The organism is Herbaspirillum sp. NPDC087042, assembly GCF_044745245.1.
In the GTDB taxonomy this organism is placed as follows: domain Bacteria; phylum Pseudomonadota; class Gammaproteobacteria; order Burkholderiales; family Burkholderiaceae_D; genus Herbaspirillum.
Genome location: NZ_JBIUZW010000002.1, coordinates 37,817 through 61,438, shown reverse-complemented (window position 1 = coordinate 61,438; position 23,622 = coordinate 37,817). Strand labels below are relative to the sequence as shown.

The 23,622-nt window shown below is 65.9% G+C and carries 19 protein-coding genes; 13 read left to right on the top strand and 6 right to left on the bottom strand.

The features are described from left to right. Positions 1–11 precede the first annotated feature (11 nt). From ACIPHN_RS04450 to ACIPHN_RS04440, 3 genes are all read left to right on the top strand, one after another. The gene (locus tag ACIPHN_RS04450) at positions 12–1,505 is read left to right on the top strand and encodes a M81 family metallopeptidase (RefSeq protein ID WP_400433344.1); all 1,494 of its coding nucleotides are present in this window, start codon (positions 12–14) and stop codon (positions 1,503–1,505) included. A gap of 2 nt (positions 1,506–1,507) precedes the next feature. Beyond that, complete coding sequence (locus ACIPHN_RS04445; RefSeq protein ID WP_400433341.1) at positions 1,508–2,425, top strand: DMT family transporter; 918 nt, start codon at positions 1,508–1,510, stop codon at positions 2,423–2,425. Positions 2,426–2,608: 183 nt separating this feature from the next. Then, positions 2,609–4,207: a methyl-accepting chemotaxis protein gene (locus ACIPHN_RS04440; RefSeq protein ID WP_400433338.1), complete on the top strand. Its 1,599-nt coding sequence runs from the start codon at positions 2,609–2,611 to the stop codon at positions 4,205–4,207. Here ACIPHN_RS04440 and ACIPHN_RS04435 read toward each other — a convergent pair. Beyond that, positions 4,171–5,061, bottom strand: a complete 891-nt coding sequence (locus tag ACIPHN_RS04435) for a TauD/TfdA dioxygenase family protein (protein ID WP_400433335.1) — start codon at positions 5,059–5,061, stop codon at positions 4,171–4,173. The genes ACIPHN_RS04440 and ACIPHN_RS04435 overlap by 37 nt on opposite strands. A 134-nt stretch (positions 5,062–5,195) precedes the next feature. Between ACIPHN_RS04435 and ACIPHN_RS04430 the strand changes: the two genes are divergently transcribed. Beyond that, positions 5,196–6,194 (top strand): cupin-like domain-containing protein, encoded by a 999-nt coding sequence (locus ACIPHN_RS04430; RefSeq protein ID WP_400433332.1) that lies wholly within the window; start codon positions 5,196–5,198, stop codon positions 6,192–6,194. Here ACIPHN_RS04430 and ACIPHN_RS04425 read toward each other — a convergent pair. Then, positions 6,191–7,684 (bottom strand): PLP-dependent aminotransferase family protein, encoded by a 1,494-nt coding sequence (locus ACIPHN_RS04425; protein ID WP_400433329.1) that lies wholly within the window; start codon positions 7,682–7,684, stop codon positions 6,191–6,193. The two genes, ACIPHN_RS04430 and ACIPHN_RS04425, sit on opposite strands and share 4 nt — an antisense overlap. A 101-nt stretch (positions 7,685–7,785) precedes the next feature. Between ACIPHN_RS04425 and ACIPHN_RS04420 the strand changes: the two genes are divergently transcribed. Continuing rightward, positions 7,786–9,480: a M24 family metallopeptidase gene (locus ACIPHN_RS04420; protein WP_400433327.1), complete on the top strand. Its 1,695-nt coding sequence runs from the start codon at positions 7,786–7,788 to the stop codon at positions 9,478–9,480. A 77-nt stretch (positions 9,481–9,557) separates the two neighbouring features. On the opposite strand, the gene gatB is transcribed toward ACIPHN_RS04420, so the two are convergent. From gatB to gatC, 3 genes are all read right to left on the bottom strand, one after another. Beyond that, positions 9,558–11,018 (bottom strand): Asp-tRNA(Asn)/Glu-tRNA(Gln) amidotransferase subunit GatB, encoded by a 1,461-nt coding sequence (gene gatB, locus ACIPHN_RS04415; RefSeq protein ID WP_400433324.1) that lies wholly within the window; start codon positions 11,016–11,018, stop codon positions 9,558–9,560. A 46-nt stretch (positions 11,019–11,064) separates the two neighbouring features. After that, positions 11,065–12,531 (bottom strand): Asp-tRNA(Asn)/Glu-tRNA(Gln) amidotransferase subunit GatA, encoded by a 1,467-nt coding sequence (gatA, locus tag ACIPHN_RS04410; protein WP_400433321.1) that lies wholly within the window; start codon positions 12,529–12,531, stop codon positions 11,065–11,067. Positions 12,532–12,609: 78 nt separating this feature from the next. After that, the gene (gene gatC / locus ACIPHN_RS04405; protein ID WP_400433318.1) at positions 12,610–12,912 is read right to left on the bottom strand and encodes an Asp-tRNA(Asn)/Glu-tRNA(Gln) amidotransferase subunit GatC; all 303 of its coding nucleotides are present in this window, start codon (positions 12,910–12,912) and stop codon (positions 12,610–12,612) included. 369 nt (positions 12,913–13,281) lie between these two features. On the opposite strand from gatC, the gene ACIPHN_RS04400 reads away from it, so the two are divergent. The 6 genes from ACIPHN_RS04400 to ACIPHN_RS04375 all read left to right on the top strand — a co-directional run bounded on the left by ACIPHN_RS04400 (position 13,282) and on the right by ACIPHN_RS04375 (position 20,776). Continuing rightward, on the top strand, positions 13,282–14,325 hold the full coding sequence (locus ACIPHN_RS04400) for a rod shape-determining protein (protein WP_180666880.1): 1,044 nt from the start codon (positions 13,282–13,284) through the stop codon (positions 14,323–14,325). A gap of 304 nt (positions 14,326–14,629) precedes the next feature. Then, positions 14,630–15,676, top strand: coding sequence for a rod shape-determining protein MreC (gene mreC, locus ACIPHN_RS04395; protein WP_400433315.1), 1,047 nt, complete (start codon positions 14,630–14,632; stop codon positions 15,674–15,676). Beyond that, positions 15,673–16,185 (top strand): rod shape-determining protein MreD, encoded by a 513-nt coding sequence (gene mreD / locus ACIPHN_RS04390; RefSeq protein WP_400433312.1) that lies wholly within the window; start codon positions 15,673–15,675, stop codon positions 16,183–16,185. Before mreC ends, mreD begins: the two co-directional genes overlap by 4 nt. A gap of 19 nt (positions 16,186–16,204) precedes the next feature. Then, complete coding sequence (mrdA, locus tag ACIPHN_RS04385) at positions 16,205–18,178, top strand: penicillin-binding protein 2 (protein WP_400433309.1); 1,974 nt, start codon at positions 16,205–16,207, stop codon at positions 18,176–18,178. A gap of 93 nt (positions 18,179–18,271) precedes the next feature. Continuing rightward, entirely contained in the window at positions 18,272–19,381 is a 1,110-nt protein-coding gene (gene rodA / locus ACIPHN_RS04380; RefSeq protein WP_400433306.1) for a rod shape-determining protein RodA, read from the top strand. 192 nt (positions 19,382–19,573) lie between these two features. Continuing rightward, positions 19,574–20,776 carry a septal ring lytic transglycosylase RlpA family protein gene (locus ACIPHN_RS04375; RefSeq protein WP_400433303.1) on the top strand — a complete coding sequence of 401 codons (1,203 nt, stop codon included), beginning with the start codon at positions 19,574–19,576 and terminating at the stop codon, positions 20,774–20,776. Between the two features lie 144 nt (positions 20,777–20,920). Here ACIPHN_RS04375 and rsmI read toward each other — a convergent pair whose 3' ends face one another. Continuing rightward, positions 20,921–21,844 carry a 16S rRNA (cytidine(1402)-2'-O)-methyltransferase gene (gene rsmI / locus ACIPHN_RS04370; protein WP_400433300.1) on the bottom strand — a complete coding sequence of 308 codons (924 nt, stop codon included), beginning with the start codon at positions 21,842–21,844 and terminating at the stop codon, positions 20,921–20,923. 13 nt (positions 21,845–21,857) lie between these two features. Here rsmI and ACIPHN_RS04365 point away from each other — a divergent pair, with 13 nt between their 5' ends. Beyond that, positions 21,858–23,105: a penicillin-binding protein activator gene (locus ACIPHN_RS04365; protein ID WP_400433298.1), complete on the top strand. Its 1,248-nt coding sequence runs from the start codon at positions 21,858–21,860 to the stop codon at positions 23,103–23,105. Between the two features lie 21 nt (positions 23,106–23,126). After that, positions 23,127–23,495, top strand: a complete 369-nt coding sequence (locus ACIPHN_RS04360) for a YraN family protein (RefSeq protein ID WP_400433295.1) — start codon at positions 23,127–23,129, stop codon at positions 23,493–23,495. The last annotated feature ends 127 nt before the right edge of the window (positions 23,496–23,622 follow it).

Sequence of the window (23,622 nt, the reverse complement as noted above, 5' to 3'; positions counted from 1 at the left end):
GGAGGAGATCGATGAAGCCCCGTATCGTCATTGCCCGCATGAATCACGAGACCAATACCTTCTCGCCGATTCCCACACCCCTGGACGCCTTCGCCCCGCAATGGGATGAGGCCGCCTACCGCGACCAGAAGGGTGCGCGCACCGCCATGGGCGCCTTCCTGGAGATCGCCGAAGGCCTCGGTGCCGACATCGTCACGCCGCTGGCGGCCTGGGCCAATCCCAGCGCGGCGGTGGCGGCCGATGCCTATACGCTGATGTGCGACGGCATCGTGGCCGCCATCGAAAAGGGCTGCGACGCCATCATGCTGGACCTGCACGGCGCCATGGTGGCCGAGAACGCCGACGATGGCGAAGGTACGCTGCTGGAACGCATCCGCCGTATCGCTCCCGATACGCCCATGGCGGTGGCGCTGGACCTGCATGGCAACGTCACGCAGAAGATGGTGGAGCACGCCGACATCATCGTCAGCTTCAAGACCTATCCGCATATCGACATGTTCGAGACCGGCGAACACGCCGGCCGCCTGCTGGTGGCCCTGCTGGAGAAACGCTCGCAACCGGCGCTGGCCTGGCGCCAGGTGCCGTTGCTGTCGGCTACGCTGACCAGCAATACCTCGGCCTCGGCCATGCAGCGCGCCGTGGAAGCGGCCAAGGCGGCCGAAGAGGAGACCGGCGTGCTGGCGGTGTCGGTGCTGGCCGGCTTCCCGCTGTCGGACTTCCATGATGCAGGCATGTCGGTGGTGGTGGTCAGCGAGAATGACCCCGCCCTGGCCGATGCCGTGGCCGAACGCATCGCCCGCCAGATCTGGGACGAGCGCGACGATTTCGTCTACGACAGCCTGCCCCTGGCGCAGTCGCTGGCCCAGGCAAAATTGCGCAGCCTGGGGCCTGGTGCCGGGCCGGTGCTGTTGCTGGATCACAGCGACAACGTCATGTCGGGTGGCACCTGCAACACCATGGATGTACTGGAGGCGGCGCTGGAAGCGGGCCTGGACGGTATCGCCGTCGGTCCCGTGAGCGACCCGGAGGCAGTCGCGCATCTGGTGGCCGCCGGTGTCGGCGCCACCGTCACCCTGGCCGTGGGCAACAAGGTGCCATTGACGGCGCAGGGCATCACCAAGATACCGCCGCTGTTCTCGGGCAAGGTGCTGGCCATCACCGATGGCCGCTTCAGCGTGACCGGGCCGATCTATACCGGTTCGACCATCCAGATGGGACGCAGCGTGCTGCTCGATATCGGGCGCGCACGCATCGTGGTCACCGAGGAGCGGGTCGAGCCCTATGACCTGGGCGTGTTCACCAGCCTGGGGTTGGACCCAGCGCAACAATCCTTCCTGATCCTGAAGTCGCGCATGTATTGCCGGCCGGTGTTCGTCCCCATCAGTCGCGGGCTGGTGGAATGCGACTCCGACAGCGGCGGTCCGACCAGCGCCAACCTGAAGCTGTTCCCCATCAAGAAGGTGCGCCGTCCCGTCTATCCGCTGGATGCGGGCATGGACTGGTAAGCGTGGACAGCGGCGCGCCGCAGGGCGCACGGGCGCGTGCCTGGCTGGTGCTGCTGGGCCTGGTCTGGGGCTTGAACTGGCCGGCGGTGAAAGTGGCGCTATCGGGCGTGTCGCCCTGGGGATTGCGCACCATCGGCCTGGGCGCGGCGGCCTGCACCGTGTTCGCACTGGGCTGGGTGCGCGGCGACCGCATGGCCGTGCACGCCGGGCGCGACCGCTGGCATATCGCGGTGGCCGGCCTGCTCAACGTGGCGGCCTTCAACATTCTCCTGACCTTTGCGCAGCTCAATGCGGCCACCTCGCGCGTGGCCATCCTGACCTATTCCATGCCGCTCTGGGCCACCCTGCTGGCCTGCCTGGTGCTACGCGAGCGGCTCGACCGCCTGCGCGCGGGTGGCTTGCTGCTGGGGGCCTGCGGGCTGGGCTGGCTGCTGCTGCCGCTGGTCGGCCATGGCCTCTCGCGTGGCGTATGGCTGGCCCTGGCGGCGGCCATCACCTGGGCCGCCGGCACCGTCTACAGCAAGTGGGCGCGCATCGCCGCGCCACCGATGGCCGTGGCCGCGTGGCAACTGCTGATCGGCGCCGTGGTGGCGCTCACCGGCCTGCTGTCGTTCGAGGGCCTGCCGCACTGGCCGTCACTGGCTGCGGTGCACCATGCGGTCTGGCTGGCCCTGGGCTATCACGTCGTCTTCGGCATGGCCACCGGCTACATCCTGTGGTTCAACATCATCCGCCAGCTGCCCGCCGGTGTGGCTTCCCTGGGGACGCTGCTGGTACCGGTAGTGGGTGTGAGCGGTGCCATGCTGCTGCTGGGCGAGCGGCCTGGCCTGTCTGACCTGGGCGGCTTCGCGCTCATCTTTTGCGCTGCACTATGCGTGCTGCTGCCCGCCCGGCGGCCAGCGGGACTTCCCGCCTCCTGACATTCCCGCCGGAATACAACAGCACTGCCATCCCGGCCTGCCGGGGAGGACGGCAATCTCCTTTTGCTGTGTTAGGCTAGTTACGCTTCAAGCGACATTTCCGATGGCATTGTTCCGATAGCGAACGGCATCCGCAACCGACCAGACCAACAAGCCGGGTGCCGCCACGACAAGGGAGACGAGATGAAGAACCTCAAGATAGGCGTGCGCCTGGCGATCGGTTTCATTTCCTTGCTGATGCTCATGGCCGTGATGGTCGGGCTGGCGGTGTGGCGGCTGGAGAGCATCGGCGACGCCACCGATGCGATGGTGCAGGTCGCCCTGCAGAAAGAACGCGATGCCGTGCAATGGCATGCCACCATCAAGGAAAACGGCGTGCGCACCTTCGCCGTGATGAAGAGCGATGACCCGGCCTTCCAGCAATCCTTCCAGAAGCAGATCGACACCCAGTCCGCCCAGATCAGCCAGTTGCAGAAACGGGTCGAGGGCGCCATCGCCGATCCCGAGGAGAAGCGTCTCTTCGACGAGGTCGGCAAGCTGCGCGTCACCTATCGCGATACGCGCCAAAAGATCTTCGATATGAAGGCCACCGGCCAGATCGACAAGGCGCGCGAGATGACCGATACCGTGCTGGTGAAGATGATGGATGACTATGCCAACGGCGTGTTGCGCTATGCCGAATTCCAGAAAAACCTGATCAACAGCGCCGCCGCCGACATCGACCGCAACTATCGTTCCGGACGCAGCATGCTGATCGCCCTGGGCGCCATCGAGATGCTGCTGGGCGCGATGCTGGCCTGGCTGCTCACGCGCAGCATCACCGGTCCGCTGAACCATGCATTGAACATCGCCGAAAACGTCGCCGCGGGGGACCTCACCTCGCATATCGACAGCGACGCCCGCGACGAGACCGGCAAGCTGCTCCACGCGCTCAAGGCCATGAATGGCAACCTGCTCGATATCGTCGGGCGGGTGCGTGAGGGCAGCGATGCCATCAACACCTCTTCGCGCGAAATCGCCAGCGGCAACCTGGACCTGTCGGCACGCACCGAGCAGCAGGCCGGCTCGCTGGAAGAAACCGCCTCGGCCATGGAACAGCTGACCTCGACGGTGCGCCAGAATGCCGACAACGCCCGCCAGGCCAATGCGCTGGCGGCCTCGGCGTCCGAAGTGGCCAGCCAGGGCGGCGAAGTGGTCGGTCAGGTGGTGCAGACGATGGGCGCCATCCACGCCTCGTCACAGAAGATCGCCGACATCATCGGCGTGATCGACGGCATCGCCTTCCAGACCAATATCCTGGCCCTGAACGCGGCGGTGGAAGCGGCCCGCGCCGGCGAGCAGGGGCGCGGCTTTGCCGTGGTGGCGTCCGAAGTGCGCTCGCTGGCTCAGCGCTCGGCGGCAGCCGCCCGGGAGATCAAGCAACTCATCGATGACTCGGTGGAGAAGGTCGGCGATGGTAGCCGGCTGGTGGCACGCGCCGGCGATACCATGCAGGAAGTGGTGCACAGCGTGGCGCGGGTGACCGAGATCGTGCGCGAGATCACCACGGCCAGCCAGGAACAGAGCGATGGCATCGAGCAGGTCAACCAGGCCATCACCGAGATCGACGAAGCCACCCAGCAGAATGCCGCACTGGTGGAACAGGCAGCAGCCGCGGCCCGTACCATGCAGGACCAGGCGCTGGCGCTGACGGAGGCCGTCAGCGTGTTCCGCCTGGCCTCATCCGACAGTGCGACGACCGGGGATCAGCGCGGGATGTCGCCTTCGACGGTGGTGCGGTAGAGCGTGCGACGCAGGTGGGACGGCGTGATGGCCGCGTAGTGCTGGGTGCTGCGGTTGTCCCAGAACACCATGTCATGCGGCTGCCACCGGTGGGTGTAGACGTTGTCGGGACGGGTAATGTGCTGGTGCAGCTCTTTGAGGAGCGCATCGCTTTCATCGCGCGGAATGCCCACGATGTGCGAGGTGAAGCCTTCGCTGACGAAGAGGATCTTGCGACCACTCTCGGGGTGGGTGATCACCACCGGATGTTCCACCGGGGGCACCTCGTCGATCTGCTTTTGCGTCAGCGCCGGTCGCCACGGCGCCAGCTTGCGCAGGCGGTCGTTGCGATAGACGTAGGAGTGCACGGCGCGCTTGTCGGCCAACAGCGTCTTGAGCGCAGCGGGCAGGGTATCCCAGGCGCTGGCGGTGTTGGCATAGAGCGTGTCGCCCAGCTCGGCCGGCAGTTCCTGCGAATGCAACAATGCGCCCATGCTGGGCCGGGGCAGGTAGGACAGGTCGGAATGCCAGTCGGCACCGGCATCGACCAGGCCGATGGGCTTGCCATCCTCGATCACGTTGGACACCACCAGCAGTTCCGGGTAGCCGGCCAGGTGGAAGCGGTTCTGCACATGCACCTGCAGCGGACCGAAACGGCGGCTGAAGGCAATGTGTTGCTCGGGCGTGATGCGTTGGTCGCGGAAGACCACCACGCCATGCGCGACGAAGGCGCTGCGGATGCGCGCCAGTTCGGCCTCGGAGACGCCCTGGTTCAGATCCAGGCCGATGATCTCGGCGCCCAGCGGTCCATCGAAGGGACGAATCTCGACTTGCTGCTGCGCACGCGGTGCGCTTTCCAATGTGGCAACTGACATGCCCGTTCCTCCATGTTCGGCGATGACTGCGGGTGGTGGCCTCGATGCTCAACTGATCAGGCAGCCCCGGCAGTGAAAACAGGTATTACAACGCCTGCCGGACGACGGGACAAGGAACAAGAACGCATATCGATATGCGCGCAGCGTTGCAGGCACCGGCCACGGTGGCCCGCAGCGCTACAATAGCGCCGATGAAACAGGCCACTCCCGACTCCCCCGCCGACGCCACCCCGTCCGCGACCGATGCCAGCCAGCACAGCGCCCGCGCGCTGCCGCCGCGCCCGGCGGTGGCCGCGCTGTCACCCGAGGAAGCGGCGGCGCGCAGGCAGGACAAGGAACAGCGCGATGCCCGGATCCGTGGCGTGGACTCCATTGCCGCGATGCGCGACGCCATCCGCCAGGCCAGCGCCGGCCTGCCGGTGCTCACCGCCATCCCGCGCCTGGGGCCGATGAAGACGGCGGCATTTCGCCAGCGGGCCGCCGCCGGCCTGCCCTTCATCATGACCGGCATGGCCACGCGCTGGCCGCTGTCGGCACTGACGGTGGCCACGCTGCGTGCGCATTTCGGCACCCTGGCGGTACGCGCACGCGTGGGCGACTACATCAACACCGCCTTCGCCCCGGACCGGGCCATGCAGGACATGCGCCTGCTGGATTACCTGGACCTGGTGGAGCGCGAACCCGGTGAGTTGCCACCCTACCTCGGCAACCTGGAGTTACGTGAACTCAATGCGCTGTGCCACTGGCCCAACTTCTTCGACAAGATGGGCCCGCCGCGCTTCTGGATCGGCCCGGCCGGCACGGTGACGCCGCTGCATTGCGACTATGACGACAATGTCTTCACGCAGATCTGGGGCAGCAAGCGCATCTGGGTGGCACCGCCCCATCACGATCAGTATCTGTACCCGAAGGAGGCCAATGCCATCCTGTTCGGCTCGCCCTTCGACCCGGATCACCCCGATCTGGAGCGCTTTCCACTGGCACGCCAGGCCGCGCTGGTGGACTGCGTGATGCAACCGGGCGAGATGCTCTACCTGCCCGCCGGCTGGTACCACCAGGTCAGCTCGCTGAGTTTCTCGCTGTCGTGCAATCGCTGGGCGCGTGGCCGGCCGCTGGTGCTGGCTGGCTCCTAACGGCGACTGCGTAGCGAAGCGCGCTGCAGCCGCGCCACCGCGCGCACCAGTTCATCAGCTGACATCGAGGCAAATCCCAGGCGCAAGCCGTTGATGGATTCTCCCTGCGGCGAGAACTGGCTGCCGCTGCGCACGAACAAGCCTTCGCTGATGGCGTTGCGGGCCAGGGCATCGACGTCGATGTCATCGGTGAAGGTCACCCACAGCGCCAGTCCACCCTCGGGCAGCCGAGTGGAGATGCGGTCGCCGAAGCTGCGTTGCAGGCAATCCAGCAGCACCGCTTGGCGCTGGCGATAGTGCTTGCTGCTGCGCCGGACATGGCGCCGCAGTTCGCCATCGGCAATGAGTTCGGCCAGCATCTTCTGCAGGATGGCATCACCGTGGGTGGCCAGCAGATGCTGGTTGCTCTCCAGGGTGGCGATCAGGTTCTCGGGACCGACCACGAAGCCGCAGCGAAAGCTCGACCCCAGCAGCTTGGAGAGCGAACCCACATAGATCACATGACGCTGCCACGGATCGCTGGCCAGCGGCGCGTAAGGGCGCCCGCTGAAGTGATACTCGTGGTCATAGTCTTCCTCGATGATGGAGAAGCCATGCCGGGCCGCCAGGGCCAGCAGCTTTTCACGGCGATCGGCAGGCAGACTCACCGTGCTGGGAAACTGGTGATGCGGCGTGAGGTAGATGAAGCGGATGGGGCGGTGCCGGCACAGGGCCTCGAGCTGATCCACCCGGCAGCCATGGGCATCGATATCCACCACCTCCACACGCGCACCCAGCGCCTGGAAGATGGCCCAGGCCGGCGGATAGCTGAGCCGCTCCACCACCACCGTATCGCCCGGTCGGATCAGCGCGGCGGCTGCCAGGTGCAAGGCCATCTGCGTGCCCTGGGTCAGGCAGATGTTGGCGGGCGACACCGCCAGCGCGCGCGTGGCGCCCAGCATCCCGGCCAGGGCCATACGCAACTGGCTGGCCGACTCCAGGTTGCCATAGCGCACGCGACCATTGCGCAAGCCCTCGCGCAGAGCGCGGCGATAGTGACGGTGCAGCATGGCCTGCGGCAGCAGGCGGTGGTCTGGCGAGCCATTGTCGAAGTACATCATGCGCCGGTCGCGCAGCGCCCCCTGCGGCGGCAACTCGTCGAAATACGCGGGCAGCGACAAGGTCTGCAAGGCTGGCGCAAACAGACGCTCTTCCGGTGCTTCGGCGGCATGCACGGCGCCACGGTCAAAGGCGCTGCTGACGAAGGTGCCGCTGCGCTCGCGGCTGACCAGCCAGCCTTTGATGGCGGCCTCTTCATAGGCCACGATGACGGTCTTGCGGTTCACGCCCAGCATGGTGGCCATGTCGCGGGTTCCCGGCAGTGCCGCGCCGGGCAGCAGGCGACCGTCGCCGATGGCGCGCGCCAGGCCGGCCACGATATCGCGATAGGAGACGCTTGCGCCGGTATTGCCGAGGTCGAGCAGCAGGCGCCAGTTTCTGATCTGGACCATGTGAAATTATCAAAACTGGAGGTGTTGGAGGGTCCTATTCTAGCCGCACAATCCATCCATCAACGATTGGTCGTTGCGGCACATGGACAAGGGAGAACAGCATGCAGGAGCACTACAGGATAGCGATCGCCAATGACGCGCACGGTTTCACCAGCGGTGACGGACTCTTGCTCGACGCCGCGCTGGAACAGGGCATCTCGCTGCCCTTCTCCTGTCGGCGTGGCGAGTGCGGATGCTGCCGCGTGCGGGTGCTGGAGGGCCAGCATCGGCGTGATCCCTACCAGGCCCTGGGCACACCCTATCCGCTGGGCGAGGACGAGATGCTGCTGTGCCAGAGCCATGCCTGCAGCGACATGCGCATCGAGGTTCCGGGCTGGCCGCTGCCGGCGCAGGCCTTGCGCTTCGAGGCCGAGGTGCTGGAGAAGCGCCCCCTGAACGCCAGCGTGACCTGCCTGGTGCTGCGCCCTTTGGGCGAGCAGCAACCGCCGGTGCGACCGGGGCAGTACCTGCGCTTCTATCTCGATGATGGCAGCAGCCGCTGCTTCTCGGTGGCCAACCTGCCCGCGCTGGAAGAGGGGCGGCTGGAATTCCATATCCGGCAGGTACGCGATGGTCATTTCTCCCAACGCATGCTCAGCCGCCTGCAGACCGGCGACCGGCTGGCGCTGGAAGGCGGCTTCGGTGCCTGCACCTGGCAGGCTGCATCCGTGGCCGGGGCCAGTGAGCTGGTGCTGCTGGCCACCGGCACCGGTTATGCCGGCATCAAGCCCATCCTGCTGGCGGCGCTGGCCGATGCCCACGCCACGCCGGAGCTACGCGTGACGATCTACTGGGGCAATGCCGAAGCGGGTGATTTCTACGATGCCGCCTTCCTCGATGCACTGGCCGCGCGTGAGCCGCGCCTACGCTGGGTTGCGGCCAACGGCGCCCTGGGGGAACAGGTGCAGGCGCTGGCCGCTGCCGGTGGCCACCACTGGCCCGCCACGCAACTGGTCGCCTGCGGCAATCCGGCCATGATCGCCGCGCTGCATGAGGCCTGCGCACGCTGGGGCGTGTCGTCGCAACAGCTGGTGACGGAGGCCTTCGTTCCGTCCGGTGCCAGCGTGGCACCGATGGCGCTGGGCAGCCTGGACCCGGTGTTCGAACGGGTGGGGCCGCGCTATGCGCTGGAAGGCATGCTCACCGCGCGCGCCCAATCCATCCGCGCCGTGGCGCAGATTGCCGGCAAGCTCAGGGTCGGCATGTCGACTGCCGAGGCGGTGGAGATGGCCGACCGCCACCTGCACGACATGGGGGCGTCGCACACCTGGCACCCGACCTACATCCGCTTCGGCGATGACACGGTGCGCACGCCGCGCCAGGGCGTGCAGCGCGATCGCACCCTGCGCGAGAGCGACATCGTGGTGGTCGATATCGGCCCGGTCTGGGATGGTTGCGAGGGTGACTTCGGCGACACCTTCGTCTTCGGCAGCGAAGCCTTGCACCATGCCTGCGCCCAGGCCGCGCGCGACGTCTTCGATGCCACCCGGGCGGCATGGGAAACCGGCTTGAGCGGTCGCCAGCTATACGACTTTGCCCAGGCCGAGGCCCGGCGCGCAGGCTGGCTGCTGGAGCGCAACCTGGCCGGGCATCGCGTCTCCGACTTCCCGCATGCGCTGTTCGGCCCGGCCAAGCTGGCCGAGATGGAGATCATCCCTAGCCAGGCGCTGTGGGTGCTGGAGATCCAGCTGCGTCATCCGAGCTATCCGGTGGGGGCGTTCTATGAGGACCTGCTGATCGGCCTGCCGGGGCAGTAGTCCGACACGCGTTGTCATCGCGAAGGACGAAAAAAAACCGCATCCGAGGATGCGGTTTTTTCTTGTCGCTGCGGCGATCAACCCACCAGCTTCTTGCGCAGCAATTCGGTCAGCTGCGCCGGGTTGGCCTTGCCGCGCGTGGCCTTCATGGCCTGGCCGATCAGGGCGTTGATGGCCTGCTCCTTGCCGGCGCGGAATTCGGCGACCGACTTCTCATTGGCGGCCAGCACCTGGTCGACGATGGCTTCCAGCGCGCCGCTGTCGGAGATCTGCTTCAGGCCCTTGGCTTCGATGATGTCATCGGCCAGGCTATCCTTGTCGGACGGGGCTTCCCACATGCCGGCGAAGACTTCCTTGGCGATCTTGTTGGAGATGGTGCCGTCGGCGATGCGCTTCAACAGCAGCGCCAGTTGCACTGCCTTGACGGGGGCATCGGCGATGTCGGTGTCGGCACGGTTGAGCGTGGAGGCCACGTCACCCATCAACCAGTTGGCGGCCGGCTTGGCTTGATCTTTACCGGCAGCAGCCACCACTTCCTCGAAATAGGACGCCATGCCCTTGGACTGGGTCAGCACCATGGCATCGTATTCCGGCAGGGCGTACTCGGCCACGAAGCGCTCGCGCATGGCGCCAGGCAGTTCGGGCAGGGTGGCCTTGACGCGGTCGATCCACTCCTGCGAAATCGCCAGCGGCGGCAGGTCGGGGTCGGGGAAGTAGCGGTAATCCTGCGCGTCTTCCTTGCTGCGCATGGAGCGGGTTTCCTTCTTGTCCGGATCGTAGAGGCGGGTTTCCTGGACCACGGTGCCACCGTCTTCGATCAGCTCGATCTGGCGACGCACTTCGTAGTTGATGGCCTCTTCCAGGAAGCGGAAGGAGTTCAGGTTCTTGATCTCGCAACGGGTGCCGAATTTTTCCTGGCCGACCGGTCGCACGGAGACGTTGGCGTCGCAGCGGAAGGAGCCTTCCTGCATGTTGCCGTCGCAGATGCCCATCCACACCACCAGCGAGTGCAGGGCCTTGGCGTAGCCGACGGCTTCGGCGGCGCTGCGCATCTCGGGTTCGGTGACGATTTCCAGCAGCGGCGTGCCGGCGCGGTTCAGGTCGATGCCGGTCATGCCCTGATAGTCTTCGTGCAGCGACTTGCCGGCGTCTTCTTCGAGGTGGGCGCGGGTCAGGTTGATGGTCTTGATCTCGGTCTTGCCTTCCTTCTCGACGGCAAACGACATGGTGCCGCCTTGCACCACGGGGATCTCGAACTGGCTGATCTGGTAGCCCTTGGGCAGGTCAGGATAGAAGTAGTTCTTGCGCGCGAACACCGAGCGCGGCGCGATGGTGGCGCCGATGGCCAGGCCGAACTGGATGGCGCGTTCGACCGCGCCCTTGTTCAGTACCGGCAGCACGCCCGGCAAGGCCAGGTCCACCGGGCTGGCCTGGGTGTTGGGCTCGGCGCCGAAGCGGGTCGAGCTGCCGCTGAAGATCTTGGATTGGGTCGAAAGCTGCGTGTGCGTTTCGAGGCCGATGACGACTTCCCACTGCATGATGTTGTCCTTGCGAATGCTGTTGTTGGTGACGAGGGCCAGGCGATCAGGCCGGTTCGCGCAGGTGCCAGTCGGTGGCCTGCTGGAACTGGTGCGCCACGTTCAGGAGGCGCGCTTCGTCGAAATAATTGCCGATGATCTGCAGGCCGACCGGACGCTTGCCGTTCTTCTCGCCCTGGCCGAAGCCGCAGGGAATCGACATGCCGGGCAGACCGGCCAGGCTGGTGGAGAGCGTGAAGATGTCGGCCAGGTAGTTGGCCACCGGGTCGTTGGTCTTGTCACCGAGATCCCAGGCGACGGTCGGCGAGACCGGGCCCATGATGACGTCGCACTGGCGGTCGGGGCCGGCCAGGGCATTCTGGAAGTCCTGGGCGATCAGGCGGCGGATCTTCTGGGCCTGCAGGTAGTAGGCGTCGTAGTAGCCATGCGAGAGCACGTAGGAACCGACCAGGATGCGGCGCTTGACCTCTTCGCCAAAGCCTTCGGCGCGCGACTTCTTGTACATGTCGGCCAGGTCCTTGTAGTCGGCGGCGCGGTGGCCGTAGCGCACGCCATCGAAGCGCGACAGGTTCGACGAAGCCTCGGCCGGGGCGATCACGTAATACACCGGGATGGACAGCTCGGTCTTGGGCAGGGAGATATCGACCAGCTTGGCGCCGAGCTTCTCGAATTCGGCCAGCGCGCCGCGCACGGCCGCTTCCACGTCGGCGGCCAGGCCGGCGCCGAAGAATTCCTTGGGTACGCCGATGCGCAGGCCTTGCAGGCTCTCGCCCAGCGAGCGGGTGAAATCTTCCTTGGGGCGCTGCAGGCTGGTGGAGTCACGCTCGTCGAAGCCGGTCATGGCGTTCAACAGCAGGCCGCAGTCTTCAGCGGTCTTGGCGATCGGGCCGCCCTGGTCCAGCGAGGAGGCGAAGGCGATCATGCCGAAGCGCGACACGCTGCCGTAGGTAGGCTTGATGCCGGTCACGCCACACAGCGAGGCCGGCTGGCGGATCGAGCCGCCGGTGTCGGTGGCGGTGGCCGCCGGCGCCAGGCGCGCCGCCACGGCGGCGGCCGAGCCACCCGAGGAGCCGCCAGGGACGGCTTTCCTGTCCCAGGGATTCAGGGTGGGACCGTAATAGGAGTTCTCGTTGCCCGAGCCCATGGCGAACTCGTCACAGTTGAGCTTGCCCAGCGTGACCGTGCCGGCGGCATTGAACTGTTCGACCACGGTCGCGTCGAAGGGGCTCACGTAGTCTTGCAGCATGCGTGAACCGGCCGTGGTACGCCAGTTGCGGGTGACGAAGATATCCTTGTGGGCGATCGGCACACCGGTCAGGGGACCAGCGTCATTGCCCGCCAGGCGTGCATCGGCGGCCCTGGCCTGCGCCAGCGTGAATTCGCGGTCCACGTGCAGGAAGGCGTTCAGGTCGCTGCCCTCGATGCGATCGAGGAACAGGGTGGCCAGTTCGGCGGCCGAAATTTTGCGCGCTTGCAGTTGCGCGGACAGTTCTTTGAGGGTGAGCTTGTGCATGGAATTGGTTGGGCTGCGATCTTGCGGGTCGACACTGCCGCTTTGCGGCGCCGGTCGGGCTTGGTCAGGGGCCTGGGCTTATTCGATCACCTTGGGCACCAGGTACAGGCCGTCCTGGGTGGCCGGGGCCGGTTGCTGGTAATCCTCGCGACGATTGGACTCGGTCACCGCGTCTTCGCGCAGGCGCAGCGCCAGCGCCGGCTCGATGGCGGCGATCGGGTGCGACAGCGGTTCCACGCCGGTGGTGTCGATGGCACGCATCTGCTCCACCAGGGCGAAGATGCCATTGAGCTTCTCCAGCGTTTCGCCGGCCTGGGCGTCGGTGAGCTCCAGGCGGGACAGGTTGGCGATGCGTTTGACGTCGGAAAGGGCAAGTGACATGGTCGAATGGCGCGCCGGGCGCGCTGGGCAATAGTGAAACAGGTTGAATTGGGACGACCCCACGCCGGTAACGCCGGGCGATGTTTTTTCGGGGCCTCGCGACCGTCGGCAAGCTGACATGCCTGACAGGTTGGCCGGCTCATGGCGCCTGCCGGGTAAAAAACGGCAAACCCGCGCCAGATGGCGGCTGGCAGGTTCCGGAATGCTGATATTTTTGGCAAACCGGCTTGCTGGTTTCTCTGGAATTATAAGGTAGAATGTCGGATTAATGCCTTGCTGGCGCCGGTTTTTCGCGTCGCCGCGGTCATGAACGGACACCCCCCCTATCAAAAAGCTAGGCGCCCCATGGCGGGCGCATCAGGACAACTCATGTTTGGATTTCTCCGCAGTTACTTTTCCAACGATCTGGCGATCGACCTCGGCACCGCGAACACGCTGATCTACGCGCGCGGCCATGGCATCGTGCTGGACGAGCCGTCGGTGGTGGCAATTCGCCAGCAAGGCGGCCCCAATGGCAAGAAGACCATCCAGGCAGTGGGCAAGGAAGCAAAGCAGATGCTGGGCAAGGTGCCTGGCAACATCGAGGCGATCCGCCCGATGAAGGACGGCGTGATCGCCGATTTCACCGTCACCGAGCAGATGCTGAAGCAGTTCATCCGCATGGTGCACGACTCCAAGCTGTTCCGCCCCTCCCCGCGCATCATCATCTGCGTGCCCTGCGGCTCGACCCAGGTGGAACGTCGCGCCATCCGTGAATCGGCGCTGGGCGCCGGTGCCTCCCAGGTCTACCTGATCGAGGAACCCATGGCAGCCGCCATCGGCTCGGGCCTGCCGGTCTCGGACGCCACCGGCTCGATGGTGGTGGACATCGGCGGCGGCACCACCGAAGTGGGCATCATCTCGCTGGGCGGCATGGTCTACAAGGGTTCGGTGCGCGTGGGCGGTGACAAGTTCGACGAAGCCATCGTCAACTACATCCGCCGCAACTACGGCATGCTGATCGGCGAACAGACCGCCGAAGCGATCAAGAAGGAAATCGGCTCGGCCTTCCCGGGTTCGGAAGTCAAGGAAATGGAAGTCAAGGGCCGCAACCTGTCCGAAGGCATCCCGCGTTCCTTCACCATCTCCAGCAATGAAATCCTGGAAGCCCTGACCGATCCGCTCAACAACATCGTCTCGGCCGTGAAGAACGCGCTGGAACAGACCCCGCCGGAACTGGGCGCCGACATTGCCGAAAAGGGCATGATGCTCACCGGCGGTGGCGCTCTGCTGCGCGACCTGGACCGCCTGCTGATGGAAGAAACCGGCCTGCCGGTGATCGTGGCCGAAGACCCGCTGACCTGCGTGGTGCGCGGCTCGGGCATGGCGCTGGACCGCATGGACAAGCTGGGCTCGATCTTCTCGTCAGAATAAGTCGAACCCGCACATGGCCGGCCTTGCGCCGGCTTTTGCACATTAGACGCAGCAGAGACGCACTTGTTACAACCGGTGGCCACGTACCACCGGAGGACGGGGAACCGATACGTTCACACTATGACGCAGTTCACGCCGACTCACCCTTCGCTGCGCAGCTTGCCTGCGCCGGGGGGCAGGGGCCGGCCGGAGCTGGGTCTGCTGGACGTACCGGATCCCCTTTTTGTTATCGTTTTCGACGCAGGAAGTGAGTTATCCGCCTGCAGCGCGCCGCCCCACGCGGCCCTGCTGACGGCCTGACGCCATGGAAATCCCACCACTCTTCAAGCAGGGCGCCTCGGCCCGGGTGCGCGTGATGATCTTTGCGCTGCTGTCGGTCGTGATGCTGGTGGTTGACGCCCGCATGCACGTCCTGGGCACCATCCGCCAGGCGCTGGGCACCGCCCTCTACCCCTTCCAGACAGTCGCCATGGTCCCGCGCGACGCCGCCACCAGCCTGGCCGATTCGGTCACCTCGCTGAGCGCGCTGCAAAAGGAAAACCGCGACCTGCGCCAGCAGCAGATCGTCAATGCCCAGCTGATGCAGCAGGAGCGCCTGCTGGCGGCCGAGAACGCCCAGCTGCGCAAGCTGCTGGACATGCAGCAGAAGGTGCCGGTCAAGTCCATCGTGGGCGAGATCCTCTACGATGCGCGCGACCCCTTCACCCGCAAGATCATCCTCAACCGTGGCTCGCAACAAGGCGTCACTGCGGGTCAGCCGGTGATTGACGATGTGGGTATCGTGGGCCAGGTGACTCGCGTCTTCCCGTTCACCTCGGAAGTCACGCTCCTGACCGACAAGGACCAGGCCATTCCCGTGCAGGTGCTGCGCAACGGCTTGCGCAGCGTGGCCTATGGCCGCGGCCAGACCGGCGCGCTGGACCTGCGCTTCATGCCGGCCAATGCCGACATCCAGAAGGGTGACATGCTGGTGACCTCGGGCATCGACGGCGTCTATCCGCCCGGCCTGTCGGTGGCCAGCGTGGTGCTGGTGGAGACGCGTTCGGCGGATTCCTTCGCCCGCATCGTCTGCCGCCCGCTGGCCGGTATCGACCGCCATCGCCAGCTGCTGATCCTGCTGGTGGAACAGAACCTGCCACCGCGCCCGGAACCGGACGTGATCGACGAGAAGTCGGCCAAGCTGTTCAAGCGCCGCCTGCGCGACAGCACCCGCGACACCAGCGCCGATGACGCCAACGCCACGCCCAAGGACAAACCCGCCGATGAGCGCAAGGGCGCGGCCAACGTGACGCCGGCGGCCCCGACTGCCGCCCCGGCTGCCCCGGCCGCCGCCAAGGAAAAAGCCCGATGAACGATCCGCACTACATCCTCCTGCCGGCCAATCCGCTGTTCATTGCGTTCAGCCTGATCGTGGCCTTCCTGCTGAACCTGATGCCCTGGGGCCAGATGGTCGGCGTGCCCGACTTCGTGGCGCTGGCGCTGGTGTTCTGGAACATCCACCAGCCGCGCAAGGTCGGCATCAGCGTGGCCTTCATGATGGGCCTGCTGATGGACGTCAACGAAGCCACGCTCTTGGGCGAGAACGCCCTGGCCTATACCCTGCTGTCCTACTTCGCCATCATGATCCACCGCCGCGTGCTGTGGTTCCCGCTGCGCACCCAGGCGCTGCACGTGCTGCCGCTGATGCTGCTGGCGCAGGCGGTGCAACTGGTGGTGCAGCTGATGGTGACGGGCAAGTCGCCGGACTGGTTCTACTTCAGCGAGAGCGTGGTCTCGGCCCTGCTGTGGCCGGTGGTCAGCCTGCTGTTGCTGGCACCGCAGCGCCGCGCCATCGACCGCGACGAGAACCGCCCCATCTGAGGGCCGGGACAGAAGCAGCATGACCGAATTCAAGAATACCGCGCATGAGCTGAGGCTGTTCCGGCTGCGCCTGTTGGCCGTGAGCGTGCTGGTGCTGGTCTGCTTCGGACTGCTGCTGGCGCGCTTCCTGTGGCTGCAGGTGGTGCGTCACGACGCCTATGCTGCCCAGGCCGAGGAAAACCGCATCTCGGTGGTCCCCATCGTGCCCAACCGCGGCCTGATCATGGACCGCAACGGCGTGGTGCTGGCGCGCAACTACTCTGCCTATACGCTGGAAATCACGCCCTCCAAGATCAAGACCAACATCGATGACCTGATCGATGAGCTGGGTACCCTGGTGGAGATCCAGCCGCGCGACCGCCGCCGCTTCCGCCGCCTGCAGGAAGAATCCAAGAACTTCGAAAGCGTGCCCATCCGCACCCGCCTGACCGACGAGGAAGTGGCCAAGTTCACCGCCCAGCGCTACCGCTTCCCGGGCGTGGAAGTGCAGGCGCGCCTGTTCCGCCAGTACCCCTATGGCAAGACGGCGGCCCACGTGATCGGCTACATCGGCCGCATCAGCCAGCGCGATGCCGAGCGCATCGCCGATTCGGATGACGAGGCCAACTACAACGGCACCGACTACATCGGCAAGGAAGGCCTGGAAAAGAGCTACGAAAGCCAGTTGCACGGCACCACCGGCTACGAGGAAGTGGAAATCTCGGCCAGCGGCCGCGCCGTGCGCTCGCTCTCGCGCACCCCGGCCACACCCGGCAAGAACCTGATCCTGTCCATCGACATCGAGTTGCAGAAGGTGGTGGAAGAAGCCTTCGGCGACCAGAAGGGCGCGCTGGTGGCGATCAACCCGGCCACCGGCGACATCCTGGCCTATGTGTCGCAGCCGTCCTACGATCCCAACCTGTTCGTCGAAGGCATCGACCAGCAGAGCTGGGATGAGTTGAACAAGTCGCCCGACCGGCCGCTGCTGAACCGGCCGCTGACGGGCCTGTACTCGCCCGGCTCGACCTACAAGCCCTTCATGGCGCTGGCTGCGCTGGAACTGGGCAAGCGTCGTCCGCAGGACGCCATCCGCGATCCGGGCTTCTTCGTGCTGGGCAACCACCGTTTCCGCGATGACAAGGAAGGTGGCCACGGCGTGGTGGACATGTACCGCTCCATCGCCATCTCCTGCGACACCTACTACTACATGCTGGCCAATGACATGGGGGTCAACGCCATCCATGACTTCATGAAGCCCTTCGGTTTCGGCCAGATCACCGGCATCGACCTGGAGCACGAGAAGCGCGGCATCCTGCCCTCCACCGAATGGAAGCGCAATGCCTTCCGCAAACCCGAGCAGAAGCGCTGGATCGCCGGCGATACCGTCTCGCTGGGCATCGGCCAGGGTTACAACAGCTTCACCCCGCTGCAACTGGCGCAGGCCATGTCGGTGCTGGCCAACAATGGCGTGGTGATGAAGCCCCACCTGGTCAAGATCGTCGAGGATGGTGTCTCCCACGAACGCACCGAGACCGTGCCCAAGGAAAGCTACCGTATCCCGCTGAAGCAGGAAAACGTCGATTTCATCAAGCGCGCCATGATCGGCGTGGTCAAGGAAGGCACCGGCGCGGCCGCCTTCCGGGGCGCGCCCTATGACTCGGGCGGCAAGACCGGTACGGCCCAGGTGGTCAACATCGCCAAGAACCAGAAGTATGATTCGCGCAAGCTCTCGCGCAACTTCCACGACAACGGCCTTTATATCGGCTTCGCCCCGGCGGATTCGCCGCGCATCGCCATTGCGGCGGTGGTCGAGAACGGTGGCTGGGGTGCCGGCGTGGCCGCGCCGCTGGTGCGCAAGGCCATGGACTACTTCATGCTGGGCAAGCGTCCCAACGAGCCGATCAAGTCGGTCGCGCCGACCGAGGGCGTGAACGCCGATACGCCGGTGGAAGGCCCCACCTCCGAGGAGGGCGGCAGCACCACGCCGACGGTCCAGCCGGACGTGCAGGAATGAGCCCGCACCGCATTTGAATGCTTGCCTGCCCGGCCCAGGCCCGGGGCAGGCAAGACCTGACATCGCAACAAGCACTACGCACGAGGAGCCGGCATGAGCCTGCAACGTCCGCCCCTGTGGCAAATCATCAAGCCGCACCTGACGGTGTTCGACGGCGCGCTGTCGCTGATCGTCTTCCTGATCCTGTCGGTGGGCATCGTGACGCTCTATTCGGCCGGCATGAATTTCCCGGGCCGGGTGGAAGACCAGCTGCGCAATATCCTGGTGGCCTTCATCGTCATGTGGATCGCCGCCAACGTCTCGCCCCAGCTACTGCTGCGCATGGCGGTGCCGGTCTATACCGTGGGGGTGACGCTGTTGATTGCGGTGGCCCTGTTCGGCATCATCAAGAAGGGCTCTCGTCGCTGGCTCAACATCGGCATGGTGGTGCAGCCCTCCGAGATCATGAAGATCGCCATGCCGCTGATGCTGGCCTGGTACTTCCAGAAGCGCGAGGGCATGCTGCGCTGGGATGCCTTCGTGGTGGCGGCCATCCTGCTGCTGATCCCGGGCTTTTTGATCATCCGCCAACCTGACCTGGGTACGGGCCTCCTGGTGCTGGCGGCCGGCTTCTACGTGATCTTCTTCGCCGGCCTGCCCTGGAAGATCCTGGTGGGCCTGGTCATCGCCGGTGCGGCCAGCCTGCCGGTGGTGTGGTCCTTCATGCACGATTACCAGCGCCAGCGCATCATGATGCTGATCGACCCGACCTCCGACCCGCTGGGCAAGGGCTTCCACATCATCCAGTCGACCATCGCCATCGGCTCCGGAGGCGTGACCGGCAAGGGCTGGCTGATGGGGACACAAACCCACCTGGAATTCATCCCGGAACGCACCACCGACTTCATCTTCTCGGTCTATTCCGAGGAATTCGGGCTGATCGGCAACATCGTGCTGCTGGTGCTGTACCTGCTGCTGATCGGACGCGGCATGATCATCACGGCCAATGCACCCACGCTCTTCACCCGCCTCCTGGGTGGCGCCATCACGATGATTTTCTTCACCTATGCCTTCGTCAACATGGGCATGGTCAGCGGCATCATCCCGGTGGTGGGCGTACCGCTGCCCTTCATGAGCTATGGCGGCACCGCCCTGGTGACGCTGGGCCTGGGCACCGGCATCCTGATGAGCATCCAGCGCCACCGCAAGCTGGTGCAAAGCTGAACCCGGGCCGGGGCGCACCCGGCCTGTGGACAATATTCGTTGCCCGGATGGCAATTCAGCCCGGGCCCGTGAACTTGCGCCACTGACGAGTTGTCAGCCAGGGTGCGTTGCACTCTGGTATCGTTGCGAACATTCCGGCCGGACAGGCGTGATCAGGCCCGGCACATCGACTTGTTGACCAAGGACAGGCCCATGGGAACACCATCACTCGACACACAAGGCGGGGCCATGCCCCAGCCAGCCTTGCCCACCCTGCCCGCGGCCCTGCGCTGGGGCAGCTTGCTGCTGCCGCTGTGGCTGGCGGCCTGCGGCACGGCCCCCACCACCACCCAGACCGCCCAGGCGCCCACACCGGTCAAGGCGGGCAGCGCGCGCCCGTCCAACGTGCCGGCGCTGCCGCCGGCTGGTTCCGGACGGGGCGGCTACTACAAGGACGACGGCCCGGGTGACCATATCCCCGATGGTCTGCTCGACGTCGCCGATGCCGAGCCGCAGGTGGAGCCCGTCTCCAGGGCGGCCAGCAAGCCCTACGCCGTGTTCGGCAAGACCTATGTACCGCTGACCGACAACCAGCCCTTCATCCAGCGCGGCATCGGTAGCTGGTACGGCAAGAAATTCCATGGCCAGAAGACGTCCTCGGGCGAACTCTACGACATGTACAAGATGACGGCGGCCCACCCGACGTTGCCCATTCCGTCGTACGCGCGGGTGACCAACCTGAAGACCGGCAAGCAGGTGATCGTGCGCATCAATGACCGTGGTCCCTTCCATTCCAGCCGCATCATCGACCTGTCCTACACGGCAGCGCTGAAGCTGGGTTACCTGGGCAATGGCAGCAGCGAGCTGGAAGTCGAGCGCATCCTGCCCGAGGAAGCCCAGCGCATGGCCGATGCGCGCCGCAACGGCACCACGCTGGCCGCGGCCGATCCGATCAACCGCGCCGCCGACAGCGGTGCGGGCGTCGCCACAGGTGCGGTGGAAATCAACTCGGTCAGTGCGCAAAGCCTGCCGCCGCAGCCCACCGTGGCGGCGGTGCAGCCGATCAATGCGGCCACCTCCAGCGCGGCCGGCGGCGCTGGCCTGGCCGGTGGCGGTGGCATCATCAATGCGATCGCCAGCGGTTCGGCACCCTCCCCGGCCATGCCTCAGGCAGTGCCGCTGACGGCCGGCTACTACCTGCAGTTCGGCGCCTATTCGCAGGAAACCAATGCCCTGCAGGCACGCGACAAGCTGCTGCCCAGCCTCTCGGGGATCGTCGACAGCATGCAGGCGGTCCAGGTCAATGGCTTGTATCGCCTCTATGCGGGCCCCTACCCGACCCGTCCGGCGGCCCAGAATGCCGCCACGCTGGTGCGCCAGCGCAGCGCCGGCACGCCCTTCATCGTCGAGCGTTGAGTCCCGACAGCTTTAGAAAAACGCGGATGCGAAGCACACCCGTTCGGACTGAGTAGCGGCTAAGCCGCGTATCGAAGGCGCACCATCAGCACGTCTTCGATACGGCCCTGCGGGCCTACTCAGCCCGAACGGTAGCATTTGGTTTCACTGCTCGCTGACGTCGTCATCCAGTTGCGCGCCCTGCCTGATCTGCAGGGCGCGTTCATACAACGCGTTCTTCTTCTGGCCGGTGATCTGCGCGGCCAGCGCAGCGGCCTGCTTGACCGGCAGCTCCGCCAGCAGGATGCGCAACACGCGCTCGGCGTCGGCATCCTCGCCATCGACTGGCTGCGCTCCTTCCAGCAAGACCACGAATTCGCCGCGCTGGCGATTGGCATCCTGCTCCAGCCAGGCCGGGGCCTCGCCCAACGGGCAACGGTGGATATCCTCGAAGAGCTTGGTCAGTTCGCGCGCCAGCACGATCTGGCGCTGCGGGCCGAACACCTGCAGCATCGACTGCACGGTCTCGACGATGCGATGCGGGGCCTCGTAGAACACCAGGGCTGCCTCCAGTGCGACCAGCTCCTGCAGCGCGGTCTCGCGCTGGCGGGTCTTGGCCGGCAGGAAGCCGACGAACTGGAAGCGCGCATCGGTCAGGCCCGAGGCCGACAAGGCCGTCACCACCGCCGACGCACCCGGCAGCGGGATCACCTGCAAGCCGGCCGCGCGCACCGCATCGACCACCCGCGCCCCGGGGTCGGAAATGGCCGGCGTACCGGCATCCGACACCAACGCCACCCGCTGACCAGCGCGCAGGCGTTCGATGATCTTGTCGGCGGCTTCGCGCTCGTTGTGCTCGTGGGCGGCCAGCAACGGTTTGGACAGGCCATACCGCTGTAACAACTGGCTGGTATTACGGGTATCCTCACAAGCCACGGCATCGGCGATGGCCAGCACATGCAGGCCGCGCAGACTGATGTCGCAGACGTTTCCGATGGGCGTGGCCAGCACATATAATGCCGACACCGGATAGTTTTGCTGGGCGGCATCATGCAGGACGGAGGCGGCGACGCTGGAATTCTGATTCATTTGGGGGGGCGGGATGTTCACTGGATTGAAAAAAATGACCACGCTGGCGGCCCTGCTGGGTCCGCTGGTCCTGCCTTGCCTGGCGACGACGCCAGCCGTGGCAGCCGACAGTGTACCCTTGCTGGCGCAAGCGGCCACACCCGCGCTGTCAGCACCGCCTTCTGCCAGCCCCACCGATGAGGCGCCCGCGCCCGACACCGGCGCCGACATGCAGGCGCCACCGGCGGCCGCGCCGATACGCATGGCCTTGCTGCTGCCCAATCGCAGCGGGGCCTTCGGCGCCGCTGCCGATGCCGTGCGCACGGGCTTCCTGACCGCCTATTCGCGCCAGAAGGACAACATCCAGCTGGCCATCGTCGAGACCGGCGACTCGGCCCAGGACATGCAACGCGCCTATGACGACGCCTCGGCCAAGTACGACATCCTGATCGGCCCGCTCTCGCGCAGCGCCGTCACCTCGGTGGCGCAAAGCGGCCGCGTCACCAAGCCCACCATCGCCCTGGCCCAGCCCGACCTGGCCGGCGAAGCCGAGACGCCGCTGCCGCCGCTGATGCTGGCGGCCGGCCTGTCCATCGATGAAGAGGCGCGCCAGGTCGCCAACTGGGTGGAAAAGGAAAAGGCGCCCGGCAAGATCTTCGCCATTTCGACCAACGTAGCCTGGCAGAAGCGCGCTGCCCGCGCCTTCCAGCTGCGCGCCCGGCAACTGGGCCTGCAGGTCGAGACGCTGGAGTTGAGCACGCCCTCCAACGCCCTCTCCGCCCCGGGCCTGGCGCAACTGGCCAAGCGTGTGGAACAGGAAAAGCCGGCCCTGATCTTCGCCGCACTGGATGCCGGCCAGACCGTGCAGCTGCGCAGCGCCGTGGGCAATGACTTGCCGCTGTATGGCACCTCGCAGATCAATCCCTTCACCCTCAATCGCGGCAATCCCAACGACAAGCTGCCTGAACTGGATGGCGTGCGCCTCATCGACATCCCCTGGCAATTGCAGGCCGACAACGTGGCCGTGGCGCGCTATCCGCGTCCGGCCACCACTGACGGCGAGCGTCCCAATCCCGACCTGGCGCGCCTGTATGCGCTGGGCATCGATGCCTATCGCGTCGCCTACGGCATCGCCCAGCAGCACCCCAGCTTCGACATGGACGGCGTCACCGGTCGTCTCAGCGTCAACATGGTCAATGGCGGCACCACCTATTTCCAGCGCCAGGAAACCCAGGCCATCTACCAGGATGGCTGGCCGATGCCCATCGCCGACCAGTACTGAAGCCGGGTGAGGGCAGCGACGATGGGATGGTCCGACCTGCTGCGACGCACGGCCCGCCAGCACACCGGTGACGCCGCAGAGGATGCGGCCCTGGCGCATCTGCGCAAGCAAGGCCTGCAACTGGTGGAACGCAATTTCCGCTGCCGGGGCGGCGAGATCGACTTGGTCATGCGCGATGGCGCCACCGTGGTCTTCGTCGAAGTGCGCGCCCGCGCCAGCGACTCGCATGGCGGCGCGGCGGCCAGCGTCACGCCGGCCAAGCAGCGGCGCCTGATCCTGGCGGCCCAGACCTGGCTGCAAGCCCAGCCCGACACGCCGCCCTGTCGCTTCGACGTGGTGGCCCTGGACGGCGGCCGGATGCAGTGGCTGCGCAACGCCATCGAAGCCTGAGACGGCCGCATCCGGGCGCTTTTTGCGGCAACACCGGGCCACTGGCGGTATCATGTGCGACCGGTCATCCAGAAACTTTTCTTTACGAATTGCACGGGCTTGCCCCTGTTCAACTCAACTATAATCG

What these genes read in the sequence shown, in the direction of transcription:
- ACIPHN_RS04440 (WP_400433338.1), top strand. Translation starts at nt 2,609, where the DNA reads ATGAAGAACCTCAAGATAGGCGTGCGCCTGGCGATCGGTTTCATTTCC.
- rodA (WP_400433306.1), top strand. Translation starts at nt 18,272, where the DNA reads ATGAGCCTGCAACGTCCGCCCCTGTGGCAAATCATCAAGCCGCACCTG.
- mreD (WP_400433312.1), top strand. Translation starts at nt 15,673, where the DNA reads ATGAACGATCCGCACTACATCCTCCTGCCGGCCAATCCGCTGTTCATT.
- ACIPHN_RS04450 (WP_400433344.1), top strand. Translation starts at nt 12, where the DNA reads ATGAAGCCCCGTATCGTCATTGCCCGCATGAATCACGAGACCAATACC.
- ACIPHN_RS04430 (WP_400433332.1), top strand. Translation starts at nt 5,196, where the DNA reads ATGCGCGCAGCGTTGCAGGCACCGGCCACGGTGGCCCGCAGCGCTACA.
- ACIPHN_RS04365 (WP_400433298.1), top strand. Translation starts at nt 21,858, where the DNA reads ATGTTCACTGGATTGAAAAAAATGACCACGCTGGCGGCCCTGCTGGGT.
- gatA (WP_400433321.1), bottom strand. Translation starts at nt 12,531, where the DNA reads ATGCACAAGCTCACCCTCAAAGAACTGTCCGCGCAACTGCAAGCGCGC.
- ACIPHN_RS04435 (WP_400433335.1), bottom strand. Translation starts at nt 5,061, where the DNA reads ATGTCAGTTGCCACATTGGAAAGCGCACCGCGTGCGCAGCAGCAAGTC.
- gatC (WP_400433318.1), bottom strand. Translation starts at nt 12,912, where the DNA reads ATGTCACTTGCCCTTTCCGACGTCAAACGCATCGCCAACCTGTCCCGC.
- rsmI (WP_400433300.1), bottom strand. Translation starts at nt 21,844, where the DNA reads ATGAATCAGAATTCCAGCGTCGCCGCCTCCGTCCTGCATGATGCCGCC.
- ACIPHN_RS04360 (WP_400433295.1), top strand. Translation starts at nt 23,127, where the DNA reads ATGGGATGGTCCGACCTGCTGCGACGCACGGCCCGCCAGCACACCGGT.
- ACIPHN_RS04425 (WP_400433329.1), bottom strand. Translation starts at nt 7,684, where the DNA reads ATGGTCCAGATCAGAAACTGGCGCCTGCTGCTCGACCTCGGCAATACC.
- mrdA (WP_400433309.1), top strand. Translation starts at nt 16,205, where the DNA reads ATGACCGAATTCAAGAATACCGCGCATGAGCTGAGGCTGTTCCGGCTG.
- gatB (WP_400433324.1), bottom strand. Translation starts at nt 11,018, where the DNA reads ATGCAGTGGGAAGTCGTCATCGGCCTCGAAACGCACACGCAGCTTTCG.
- ACIPHN_RS04375 (WP_400433303.1), top strand. Translation starts at nt 19,574, where the DNA reads ATGGGAACACCATCACTCGACACACAAGGCGGGGCCATGCCCCAGCCA.
- ACIPHN_RS04400 (WP_180666880.1), top strand. Translation starts at nt 13,282, where the DNA reads ATGTTTGGATTTCTCCGCAGTTACTTTTCCAACGATCTGGCGATCGAC.
- mreC (WP_400433315.1), top strand. Translation starts at nt 14,630, where the DNA reads ATGGAAATCCCACCACTCTTCAAGCAGGGCGCCTCGGCCCGGGTGCGC.
- ACIPHN_RS04420 (WP_400433327.1), top strand. Translation starts at nt 7,786, where the DNA reads ATGCAGGAGCACTACAGGATAGCGATCGCCAATGACGCGCACGGTTTC.